This window comes from Chitinophaga sp. (assembly GCF_035564935.1).
Classification (GTDB): domain Bacteria; phylum Bacteroidota; class Bacteroidia; order Chitinophagales; family Chitinophagaceae; genus Chitinophaga.
Genome location: NZ_DATMTE010000337.1, coordinates 1 through 12,770, shown reverse-complemented (window position 1 = coordinate 12,770; position 12,770 = coordinate 1). Strand labels below are relative to the sequence as shown.

At 47.1% G+C, this 12,770-nt stretch carries 6 protein-coding genes; 1 reads left to right on the top strand and 5 read right to left on the bottom strand.

The features are described from left to right. The coding region (locus VN105_RS08965; RefSeq protein ID WP_325640004.1) for an OB-fold nucleic acid binding domain-containing protein at positions 1–1,632 on the top strand (1,632 nt) is incomplete at its 5' end. Between the two features lie 224 nt (positions 1,633–1,856). Here VN105_RS08965 and VN105_RS08960 read toward each other — a convergent pair. The 5 genes from VN105_RS08960 to VN105_RS08940 all read right to left on the bottom strand — a co-directional run bounded on the left by VN105_RS08960 (position 1,857) and on the right by VN105_RS08940 (position 12,647). Continuing rightward, on the bottom strand, positions 1,857–3,338 hold the full coding sequence (locus VN105_RS08960; RefSeq protein WP_325640003.1) for an FAD-binding oxidoreductase: 1,482 nt from the start codon (positions 3,336–3,338) through the stop codon (positions 1,857–1,859). 200 nt (positions 3,339–3,538) lie between these two features. Continuing rightward, positions 3,539–5,998 carry a glycoside hydrolase family 31 protein gene (locus tag VN105_RS08955; RefSeq protein WP_325640002.1) on the bottom strand — a complete coding sequence of 820 codons (2,460 nt, stop codon included), beginning with the start codon at positions 5,996–5,998 and terminating at the stop codon, positions 3,539–3,541. Positions 5,999–6,138: 140 nt separating this feature from the next. Continuing rightward, positions 6,139–7,677, bottom strand: coding sequence for a RagB/SusD family nutrient uptake outer membrane protein (locus VN105_RS08950; protein WP_325640001.1), 1,539 nt, complete (start codon positions 7,675–7,677; stop codon positions 6,139–6,141). A gap of 23 nt (positions 7,678–7,700) precedes the next feature. Then, complete coding sequence (locus tag VN105_RS08945) at positions 7,701–10,652, bottom strand: SusC/RagA family TonB-linked outer membrane protein (protein WP_325640000.1); 2,952 nt, start codon at positions 10,650–10,652, stop codon at positions 7,701–7,703. Positions 10,653–11,045: 393 nt separating this feature from the next. Further along, a complete protein-coding gene (locus VN105_RS08940; RefSeq protein WP_325639999.1) occupies positions 11,046–12,647 on the bottom strand; it encodes a DUF6377 domain-containing protein in 1,602 nt (533 codons plus the stop codon). Positions 12,648–12,770 lie beyond the last annotated feature (123 nt).

Here is a 12,770-nt window from a genome sequence, read left to right as displayed (position 1 = left end):
GAATGGAACAAAGATGATATTGATGTACTTGGATTTCTTAAGATAGATGTGCTGGCATTGGGAATGCTTACCTGTATCCGCAAAGCCTTTGATCTTGCAAAAACACATCATGATCATCCTCTTACATTGGCCAGTGTTCCGGAAGATGATAAGGAGGTATATGAAATGATAGGCCATGCGGATACTATTGGTGTATTCCAGATCGAAAGCCGGGCGCAACAATCCATGCTGCCACGGTTAAAACCTAAAAATTTTTACGACCTGGTGATTGAAGTAGCTATTGTACGCCCCGGGCCTATCCAGGGAGATATGGTGCACCCTTATTTACGTCGCCGCAATGGGGAAGAGGATCCTGTTTACCCTTCACCGGAGCTGGAGAAAATTTTAGAAAGAACATTGGGCGTCCCATTGTTCCAGGAGCAAGCCATGAAAATAGCCATGGTTGCTGCCGGGTTTTCTGCAGCAGAAGCAGACGAGCTCCGTAGAAGTATGGCCACATTCAAAGCGCCAGGCCAGGTAACGAAGTTCCGGGAAAAACTGGTGAAAGGCATGGTAGCCAAAGGATACGATGCAGAATTTGCGCTGCGTGTTTTTAAACAGCTGGAAGGTTTTGGCAGTTATGGCTTTCCTGAAAGTCATGCTGCCAGTTTTGCTTTGCTGGTATATGTTTCCAGCTGGCTTAAGTATCACTATCCGGATGTTTTTGCCTGTGCCTTACTTAACAGCTTGCCGATGGGTTTTTACCAGCCGGCACAAATTGTTACCGATGCGCGGAAACATGGCGTGGAGGTGAAAGCGGTTGATGTAAATCTTTCCCTCTGGGATAATATACTGGAAGAAAAAAAAGGCGACTATTGCCCGCTTCGACTTGGCTTTCGCCATATAAAAGGCATCAGCCAGGAAGATGTACAGCAACTTATAGCTTGCCGCAATACAGGTTATACCACCATCCATGCATTACGGGAGGCAGGCGTTACCCTGATTACCCTGGAAAAACTGGCAGATGCAGATGCTTTCCGGTCTATGGGACTTGACCGGCGTAAAGCCCTCTGGGAGGTTTCAGCACTGCACGACCGTCCTATTGGTATTTTCACAGGGCAGCCCTCTGAAAGCGCGGCAGAAACCCAGGTACAGCTACCGGAAATGACTCTTTCAGAACATGTAGTACACGATTACAGCACCACTTCTTTATCCTTAAAAGCACACCCTGTAAGCTTTGTAAGGGAAAAGTTACAATTGTTGCATATCCTTTCCGCAAAAGAGCTGGAAGGCGCCAGGAATGGCGCGGCCGTAAAGGTTGCAGGTCTTGTACTGGTTCGCCAAAGACCCGGTACAGCTAAAGGCGTTTGCTTTATCACCATCGAAGATGAAACAGGTTGCAGTAACCTGGTCGTGTTTCAACAGCAATTCACCAGGTATCGCAAGGAAATCCTGCAAGCCAGGCTCCTTATGGTAGAAGGTACACTGCAACGGGAAGGAGAAGTTGTTCATGTTATTGTAACCGGTTGCTACGATCTGTCTAAATTCCTGCGCCGGTTATTGCCTTCTAAAGCAACCGGTATGGCAATGCAACCACCGAAAACAGAAGAAATAGGTGCAACGTTGTTTTCTGAAGCAAGGAATTTTAAATAGAATACTTGTGCTTCAATTCCGGAATGCACGGCGGAGAATATTGCTGGTAACTGCACTCTTTTATAATAGGTTGGGGCCTGCCCTACGGGGAAAGTCTTGCCCTTTACATAGCAGCTGCGCTCTTAAGTAATACTTATTCCCGAGGCCGCATGCTTGTTATTTCACCATAGCATATACAGGCTTGTTTTACCCACGTTATATTTTGCTGCTGTTCTGCAGTAGCATCACACTCCCTCCACACTTAGTGCATGCCGGAATATCCCGAGCGGGTCCCACTTTCTTTTTACGTGTTGCAGCCGTTTGTAATTATCCTGGTAATAAAACACATGCCATGGTACCCCTGATTTATTAAATTGCTCATCAGCCAGATCTGCATCGGGGTGGGCAATCAAGCATCCGCCGGACTGCCCGCCTGGTACAGGCAATCCTCCTGTTTCAGCAAACAGCTCCTGGTAAAGAGCCCGTGCCCATGCCAGCGATTTGGCTTCATCTGCGGGATCTATCCACCCCACGTTGCAGGCCGTAGCCATAATGGAGTCCCGCTGAGGAAATGCTGTAGCATCCGGAGCTACTGCATTCATTTTACCGCCAAAGGTAGCTACGCCAACGGCGCCTCCCGGCACATCCGTATGTGTTGTCAGATAACGGTATATAATGCCCGCCTGTGCATGTGTATAGGGCGCCCGCAATAGTGCGTCTTTCACTTTAAAAGCTGCCCGCTGTTCCACGAAAATGTCCGGAAAAGGCTGCAATGCAAATTCCAGCCATCGCATGGGTTTTCGTGTAGCCCTTCCTGTTATACCAAGACCCGCGGAGATCGCGGCAGCAAATTCTTCTGCTGTTTCTTCCGGGCAATCTGATAACACAGCTTTCAGCATAATTTTTCCGGTCACTTTGTTAAGCAGGTACAGTGTCGCAAACAGGTTGCCGGCTTTGGTGTCTGCACTGCCATGCATGCTACTCCATTCCCCGAAATTGTCCAGCAGCTGTTTGAATACCCGTTCATCTATCTGCTCCCAGTCCCACTCCATCTCTATTGTTTCCAATACTTCCGGTGATTTAGGCAATAACAGGGAAGGATCATGCTCCTTCACACCGGCAGCACGAAACCAGTACCGGGTAACAATTCCGAAATTGCCAGTCCCTCCTCCTGTGTGTGCCCACCAAAGCTCACGATTCGGATCATTCTCTTCCCTTGTGGCAATCACTTTCTCTACCTGCCGTTCATTATTCACCCACAATATTTCCACTGCATACAAATAATCTGCTGCCAGTCCATGCTGTCGGTGAAGGAAACCAAAAGCGCCTCCGGATATATGCCCTCCCATGCCAATAGCGGGGTGCTGCCCTGCTGGCAATAAAGTTCCCCACTGCCGGTCCAGTGCTTCAAGCACTTCTCCCAACGTTGAACCTGCGGTTACTTCAATTGCGTTCATTTGCTCATCATAGCGGATACCTTTCATCCGCGAAATATCAATCACCATCTCAACAGCCGGATCTGCCACAAAGTTTTCAAGGCAGTGCCCGCCGCCGCGAACAACCACACGTTTATTATTATCTACCGCATATTGCAGGGCTTCTTGCAATTCATTTGTGGTGGTTACGGGAATAATTCCGGAGGGCTGCCCCTTCCATCTCAGGTTAACACCACGGCTGTTCCACTCTTCATATGTGGCGTCCGCAGGGGTAATGATATTAATGTCCATAATGAAAGGTTTAAGATGATCGTGAAGACAGGGATCAGGACATCTCAAATATAACAGTTAAAAAATTGCGGTAAAAGGAAGCACTGATTTTTCTTCCTGGTAGTCATTATTTATATACGCTGCTGCGGGGCGAATGGTACAGACAGGGAGCGGGGTTTAAAAGAAGACCCCCCGGAAAATCCAGGAGGCCGTTCTTATTATTACAAATCCACGTTAATTAGCTGATTACCATTATCAAAGGTTGCCTGTTGCACAGTACAACGCTCTGCTGGAATCGACGATCCTTGCGGATCAAAGCGTGATATAGGTGAAAGGAAAGAATAACCGGTTGCTATTAATGGCAGCGCACTACCATTAACGGTTATACTTTTTTGATCCCCAAATCCGTGGAGTAATAATTTAATGTGATGAAACCTGGAAACATAACTGCCATCAGCTTTCTCCAGGATAATTTTTTTATCGGCAGGATGATAGCTAATCTTCCGCTGATAATACACTCCTTTCTCATTGTCAAAACTTTCCCCGTCGTCTTCATAATAAACAAAGGAATTTTGCTGATCACCTTTGTAAACATGCAGGAAAAGCGTGTCAGTTGGTTTTTCAGAAGTGCTTTGTATTAATGATTGCATAGGAATGATGCTGCTTTCTTTTACATATACCGGCAGTGTTTTTATATCCAGTGGTGTAATTATCTCTTGTTTACCCGTAGTGCTGCTGTCATTATAAAGATTATACCATTTTCCTTCGGGGAAATAGATCGAACCAAATTCTTTAGTGCTCTCGAAAGGTGCTATCATAAAGGCATTGCCGTAGCCATACTGGTTCTGGAAACGAGTATCATAAACGTTGTTGTCGAAAGTATGGGTAAGCGCCAGGGTGCGCATAACGGGCATACCTGTACGGGTGGCTTCATACATGGAGCTATAGAGATAAGGCAGCAGGCGGTAACGCAGGTTAATATAATTGCGGGAAATTTCCAGCACCTCTTCCCCGTAAGCCCATGGCTCCGAGGATTTGGTATTTACACCGGTGTGGTTACGGTAGTACGGAATGAATGCCCCTATCTGCATCCAGCGGGCATACAGGCTCACGGTCGGATTCCCGGTAAAGCCGCCTATATCCATGCCGGAGAAAGGCATACCGCTGATACCCAGGCTGTTCAACAGGCGAACCCCCAGCAGCATATGATCTTCTTCCGCCCGGTTGTCGCCGGTCCAGATGGCGCTGTAACGTTGCGAGCCTGCATAGGCCGCCCTGGTTAACAGGAACGGGCGTTTCTTCAGTTCTTCCCTGGCGCCTTCATAGCTGGCACGCACCATTTCGAGACCGTATATGTTGTGCGCTTGTTGATGTGTTACCGGGTGACCTTCATAATCAAATATCACATTGTTAGGCATTTTCTGTCCCCAGGTAGCTATTTCGTTCATATCGTTCCATATACCGCGCACCCCATTCCGCAGGTATGATTTTATTTGTCCTTTCCACCAGTTGCGGCCTTTTACACTGGTAAAGTCGGGAAAGTGGCACCAGCCGGGCCATACCTGGCCGGTATAATTTTGTCCGTCAGGGTATTTTATGAAGATGTTTTCTTTCTTCCCGCTTTCGTATGCTGCGTATCCTTCTTCCACCTTTATTCCCGGGTCTACGATCACCGTTATTTTAAAGCCCATATCCTCCAGCTGCCGGGTTAGCTGCTGTGGATTGGGGAAGCGGTCTTTATTCCAGGTAAACAGTTTGTAGGCATCCATATAGTGGATATCGAGCGTAATGCCGTCTGCCGGGATCTTTTTCTCCCGCAGGGTTTGCGCTATCCGCAGTACCTCTGTGTCGGGATAATAGCTATACCGGTTTTGCTGGTAGCCAAGGCTCCACAATGGCGGCATGGGCATGCGGCCGGTGAGCGAAGTATAGGAAGTAATGATATCTGCCATTTGCGGATGATAAATGAAATAATAATTCATCTCTCCTCCCCTGGCGCCAAAAGAAGAAAAACGGTTGTTACTGGCGCCGAAGTTAAAATCGCTCTGGAAGGTATTATCGAAGAAAATGCCGTAGTTAAGATGGTGATGTATGCCCACATAAAAAGGGATGGTGGCATAAATGGGGTCCTGGTTGGTGGCATATCCAAATTTGTCGGAGTTCCAGTTTGTATAGCCTTCTCCTTTACGATCGAGGTTGCCGGTTTTTTCACCAAGACCAATAAACCTTTCTCCTTCCTGCATTTTTTTGTAGGTAGTTACTTCATCGCCAATCCATGAGGTGGTTAATCCTTCTTCATCTTCATTAATTACTTCTCCCGAAGGGGTAAGAAAATGAATGGCAAAAGGATTTTTGGAGATACGCAGTTGCAGGGAGTCGGTGGTTATATTGATTTCATTGTTGTTTTGTGTAGTCTGTAGGCGGGTGGTAACAGGTTTAGCCGTTACCGCATAAGAAAAATCAGCTGTAAGCGGATGCTGATCCATTCTTACACGAATCACAGAGGGGCTATATACGGTGATTTCCGCGAAGGCATTTTCTGCACTGATTTTTACTTGTTGCCCTGAGATGCTGACCGTGTTTACTTTACCGATCTTTTTTACCTGGTTTTGTGCCTGGGCCGTCAGGCAGGAAAGCAGTAACAGCCATCCTGAGCGCCTTAGCAGAGCTTTTGTATACATAAGAAAGATTGATTTGCTACGCAAAGAACTCCCCTGTCGCATTAGCGGTGTAATGCGGAACAGATATAAATATCAACAGGGAGAGGGATTTGCTGCGGGGCAGGGCTGGTTAAACCCTGCCCGCAACAAAAGAATAATTATCAGTAACCCGGGTTTTGCTCCAGGTTTGGATTTACTGCAAGATCGCTGGTGGGAATCGGGAACAGCAGGTATTTCGGATCGCTGGCGCTTTTCAGCTGCCATGCATCCAGGTATTTACCAAAGCGGATCAGGTCTTGTCTTCTCCAGCCTTCCCAATACAACTCACGACCTCTTTCCGCCAGCATTTTGGTAAGATCCATTGTTAACAGCGGTGTGGCGCTACGCTTAGCACGAAGATCATTCACTATCAGGAGTGCTGCAGGAGCGCTACCGGTTCTGATAAGCGCTTCAGCTTTCATGAGCAACGCATCTGCGTAACGGAAAAACACAAAGTCATTGGTTGCTTCATTGCCGCTGGAACCCATATCAGGAGGATATTTCACCACCCTGATACCAGACATTTCTACCTGGTCGCCGGTAGCCCTGAGTTCCACTTCGCGGGTAAAAATGAGCGGGCGCTTGCTCCTGTCGAGGATCTTCTCTCCATTCTGGTTGTATTGCTGACCGATCAGGAAGCCTACTTTCAAACCGGAAACATTTGTCACACCCGGATAGTCGCCCCCTCTGCGGGTATCCGCTGCTTCAAATGAATCATAGAAATCAGACAAAGTAGTGAACCCATTCCATCCGCTGGGATTCTGGCTATAATGCAGGGTGCACATCCAGCGGCAGTATACATTGTCGCCGTTACGAACATTACTGACGCCAGGTCCGTTCTGTTGGGTAAAAATATTCTCTTTGGATTTTGCATCATTATCTTTTCCAAAGTTGTCGAAGTAGTTGGGCGTGATTGTATAGCCGCTCGCCGTTAGTTCATCAGCCAGTTTAATCACCTTTTGCATGTCTGCCGCATCAAAGGTGGGGGCTTTTCTGTTCAGGAAGGCGCCTTTGTTCAGGTATATTTTCATCAGCAGAAAACGGGCTGCATCTTTACTGGCTACAAAAGCGTCTTTGGCAGTAACCCTGTCCGGCAAATTGGGCAGGATGTCATTCAGTTCCGACACAATGAAATCCAGTGCTTCTGCTGTTTTGAATACTTTCGGCGGATTCAACAGGTTTTCGCCCGGCTCGCGGAAAGGCACTTGGCCATAAAGGTCAACCACGGAAAACATAGAGAATGCGCGTAAGAAACGAGCCTCTGCTTCCTGCCTCGGCGTAGGGCGGAAATTCAATACATTGGTGGCGCTGAATTGTTCCAATAGCAGGGCGCTGAAAGTGTTTTGGATGTGTGCGTGATCGGGAGTCCATTGGTGCTGGTGCAGGGCGCGCCAAACACCGTTATCGTCCCAGTCGCCGCCGCGGGTGGGTCCCAACGCTTCATCGGTAGTGATTTCACTCATTCCCCATGTCTGGGAAAATGCCTGGTAGGCGTTCTGCAGGTTATCATAAGCAGTTACCAGCAACTGGGGCGCTTTGATAAGTGAGTCCGCCTGTTCCTGGTTCAGGTTACTCCCCAGGTCTTCATTCAGGCTGCAGGCCGTAAAACCAACGGTGCAGGCTAATACTATGGCTGTTTTAATGATATGTTGAGTCGTCATTGTGATCTTTTTTAAGAAGTAGATTATAAGGTAAACTGTACACCGAGCAAAAAGGTCCTGGCAGTTGGATACGGAGAGTATTCAATACCGAAGGAGCTTACACCATTAATGTTTTTATCTGTATTTACTTCCGGATCAAATCCTGTGTACTTTGTAATAACGAAGAGGTTCTGGCCGGTCACTGATACAGTAGCAGCCCTGAATACCTTTCCTACCGGACCTATGTTGTAGGCGATGGTGAGGTTATCCAGTTTAAGGAAGTTGCCGTTTTCAAGATAGCGGGAAGAAGCAGCAGGAGAGTTCGTTTGGGCTTCTCCGTTACCCACCAGGGCTTTGGCAATATTCCTGGAGCCCAGGTTCCCGATAGGTAATACGGTGTTAGCGGTGTTGTTATATACCTGGAAGCCAAAAGCCCCATGTGAGCTGGCAGCAAGGCTCCATTTTTTATAAGCCACTGATGTATTAATACCCAGTAATACTTTTGGATTGGGGTTGGTCATGTAATAAAGGGTGTTTCCATTATCTGAATAGATACTCATTCCTTTATCGTCAAAACCTTCAAATCTGCGCAGATAGAAAGTGTTCAGCGGGTAACCGTTGGCAAGGCGCTGTGAAGTTACGCCGGATACACCCTGTCCGTCGATGGAACCGGTATTAACAGTAGGACCGTAATAGCCCGACATTTCGTTTTTCAGCCAGGTGGCGTTTACGCCCAGGTTCCACTGCCAGTTTTTCGACTGGATGATATCGCCTCGTACAGACAGCTCCACACCTGTATTCATTACCTTACCCGGTAAATTGATCCAGTAGCTGGAGGCCGGTGCCGGTTGGATGGCCGGGAAGCTGAACAACAGGTTGGTGGTGTTTTTCAGGAAGTAATCCACTGTACCGCTTATCCGGCCTTTGAGGAATCCGAAATCCAATCCAACGTTCAGTTGTTTGGATTCTTCCCATTTCAGGTCGGGGTTAGGTACATTGATCAGGCTGGCTTTCCCGCCGGAAGCCAGGAAGTACTGGGCCTGGGCAGCGCCGGCGGGAAATTCCTGGTTACCGGTGATGCCATAACCTGCTCTCAATGCGAGGTTGCTGAAGAAATTGCCGCCCTTCATGAACTCTTCACTGGAGATGTTCCATTTGGCAGCAAAGGAGGGGAAGTATCCATAACGGTTGTTAGCACCAAACTTGCTGGAGCCGTCTGCTCTCATAGTAGCAGTGAGGAGATACTTGTCTTTTGCGTTTACCGTTACCCTGCCGAAGAATGACTGCAGCTCTGAACTTGGGTTACGGAAAGAGTTAATATTGGTATTTACCTGTGTAGGAGTTTGTAAGATGTCTGTATAATCTACGGCATTGGTGGGAAAACCCTTGGCGCCGATGCCCACACCGGAGTATGCAAATTTCTGGTATTCATAACCTACCATGGCGTTCAGGTTCCAGCCACCGGAAAATTCCTTGGTGTAATTCAATGTGTTGTTGAATAACTGGGTAGTTAGCTCAGCGGTGTTGTAGGCGGCAATACCCACACCCAATACCTGGTCGATGTTAATAGAAGAATCCAGGGATGCCCTTCTTTGTCCTACCTGGTGATTTACGCTGTACATCATACGGTATTCCCAGTTGTCGTTGAATTTGAAATAAGGAGAGATGCTTGCCAGTATATAACTGATGTTAGCCTTATCATTGTATCCTTCCGACATGTTCATTGGGTTGATGGCCTGGTTTTTAGCAAGGATGTTCAGTGAGCCGTCAGGATTAGTCAGCGGAACTGTTGGGTTCCACTGCAATGCCTGGCCGATCAGGCTTCCGGTGAAACCGGCGTTATTGGAAATGGGCGCCAGTTGTTCGCTGGTTTGCGCCGCCATAATGCCGTAATCGATGCCCAGTTGTTTGCTTTCCAGGAATTTGTTCTGGCCGCTGAGGGAAGCGGTGTATTTCTTCATGCCGGTTTTCTTCACAATACCCTGTTGGTCCTGCATACCGAAGGAAGCTCTGTAGCGGCTGGTTTCGTTGCCGCCGCTCATGGCCACCTGTACATTTTGGGTAACGCCGGTTCTGAGAATGGAGCCCAGTCCGTCGGAGTTGCCGCCGCCATCGCCGGTGAGGTTGTATTCTTTTAAGGCAGCGCGGTATTCATCCCCGGTCAGTACATCCAGCTTTCTCATAATGTTGCTCATACCTACGGAGTAGTTAACATCTACTACAGTAGGACCGGCTGTTCCTTTTTTGGTATTGATAATGATGACGCCGTTTGATCCGCGGGAACCATAAATGGCGGTAGCAGAAGCATCTTTCAATACTTCCATGGTGGCAATATCATTACTGTTGATAAAGTTGAGCGGGTTGGCATCGGGTGTTTGTCCCAATCCTGTGAGGTTGAGGGAAGGGCGCGCCACGCGGCCGTCCAGCGGCACTCCATCCACTACATACAGTGGCTGGTTGCCCGTACGAACAGAAGATACACCCCTGATCCTTACGGTGGCGGAGGCGCCGGGAGCGCCGTTGTTATTCAATATCATTAAGCCTGATACCTTACCCTGGATCAACTGATCCGGGGCGGAGGTAATACCCTTATTAAAATCGGCGGCTTTCACCTGGGCAATAGCGCCGGTAATATCCTTTTTGCGGGAGGTACCATAACCTACTACCACTACATCCGTAAGGGTCGTATTTTCCTGTACCAGTTGTACGTTTACAGTTGTTTTCCCGGCAATGCTCACTTCCTGGGCGGTATACCCGATAAAAGTGACGATCAGTGCAGTTGCTTCCGGGGGGGCGGATACTTTGAAAGTTCCATCGGCATCAGCGGAAGTTCCGCTCTTAGTGCCTTTTATCTGAACAGTGGCGCCCGGGATAGCCACCCCGTTCTTGTCTGTGATCTTACCGGTAATGGTCTTATTCTGTGCGGCTGCAATACCTTGTATTGCGAAAAGCAATGTGCACAAAAAAAGATGCTTAATGGATCTTGTTTTAAACATAAAGTGGATTTTTTGGGCAGTCATATATACTGCTCCCGTGGATTAAATGTTTTTCATTAAATTTTTTGTGAACAGAAAATAAGGCGTTGCTTGCCGGGTATGCCCCGGCAGTTTTGTCAACGTGGATAATCTTTGTTTTTTGAACCGACCCTGGTCGTTCTGTCTTCTTTTAGTGGTTTTTAGTTCTCCGGTTAGAATTTAGAGTTTGGTATTATCATTCTACTGATTCAAAGTAAAAAATGAATCAGCAGGGCAACAAGTTTTACAGTCAAAATATAGAAAATAAAGGCGAATAATCCAAAATTATCTCTTTAATGATATTGATTAACAGTACGTTATATTCGTATATAAATTTTTAATATATTAATGTTGTGAGACGTTCTTTTATGGTTTTTACAGGGCTGTAATGTTCATAATATGCGTTTCGAACTCCTCGCTTGGGATCAATGCGCGTTTTTTGATCCGGGTTTTATAGGCGTAAATGGTATTTACCGAGTATTCCAGGATACGGGCAATTTTTTCGTTATCGCTGATCCCGATGCGGATCAGTGCAAAAATCCGGATATCAGTATTCAGCAGTTCGTTTTCCTTTAGCAGCACCTGGTTTTCTTTATCAAAAAGGGCATTGAATGCTGCCACGAAGTGCGGAAATATTTTAAGAAATACCCTGTCGAAATTGGTGAAAAGTTCCTCCCTTTCCTGGCGGATGTTAATATTATTTACAAGAAATCTGAGTTCTGCCGGTTTATTGTCGGCTAACTTCTGCTCCAGGTGCTGTTTCAGCTTTTCAATTTTCCCAATGTAGGTGGCATTGATATTAAAGCAATAACCTACATACTCCTCTTTTATTTTATTAGCTTCCAGCAACTGGTTGTTGATTTCCTGTTGTTTCAGATTGGCTGCGGTAATAATGCGTTGAGCGGTTTTAAGTTTCTGTACCTGCCGGAATACAGTGATCGCTAATATAACGAGGGCCACCAGCAACAGGGTAACAACGGCCGCATAGATGAGCAATGATCTGGTTCTTTCTTCCGCTGTATTGATCCGTTCATGCTCAATAATGGGTAAAATACTACTTACCATTACTTTTCTTTGCCGGGCGCCATAAAACACCGCTTCCGAAATGGCTCTTTCAATACAATGGGATGCATTGTTTACGTCCCCTCTTTCAAAAAGCAGGGTAGCCAGGCTGTAACTGGCCATCGTTTCTTTGGTGGAAGTCCGGATATCCGCAATGGCGGATCTGATCATCAGGCTAATGGCAGTATCCTTGTTGCCGGCGGCATCGTATATAGACCCCAGGGTGCAGGCTGATATGGCCAGCTGTCGTCCTGAAAGTCCCGGCTGGTCAAGATCCGGAAAAATGGCCAGCGCTGCAGGGATATTCCCCAGTTTGAATAACTGCAGGCCCTTGTTGTATTTATATTCAAATGAATTGACTGCCAGCAGGTGAAGCGCGGAATCAACATATGTGCTGGCCAGTTTAATATAGGCAGGGGTGTAATATTTATCCTGGTTGTAGTCGGCCAGGTCAAAATACAAACGGCTCTTCATCAGGAAAAACGCCGACCGGATACTATCGGGCGCCCCAGTGGGATCAATGGTATTAACGAAGGTGGCTGTTTCGGTAAACATGCCGGATGATAATAAAACATATCCCAGTTTCACCCGGGCGTCGGTTATCAGCACAGGGTCGTGCAACTCTTCTGCCAGCGCCTGCAGCTGCTGAGCATAGGTAAAAGCAGAATCAAAATTGAATACCTTATAAGCGTTGTAAAGCTGCCTGCAAATAAGATATTGTTGTGCAACATCATTACCCGCCGCCTGCCGGGTATTTTTTATGCTGTCTATCCCACGGATCTTGATGGCATCATAAGCCGCCGACTTTGCCATCTCCCTGTTCAGTTCTTTCAGCAAACTGTCGGCTGGTGCTTTACCATAGGCATTTATAAAAAAGAATAAGCATAAAATCAGATAGCCCGGAATGCGATTCATAATAAGTAGAATGATAAAAGGTCACAGGTCACCGCTAAATTTAAGCGACTTTTTTGATATAATGCCAGGGGCTGGCCAAAAAGTAAAATGAATCGCTTAAACGATAACAAGCTTCACCAACAG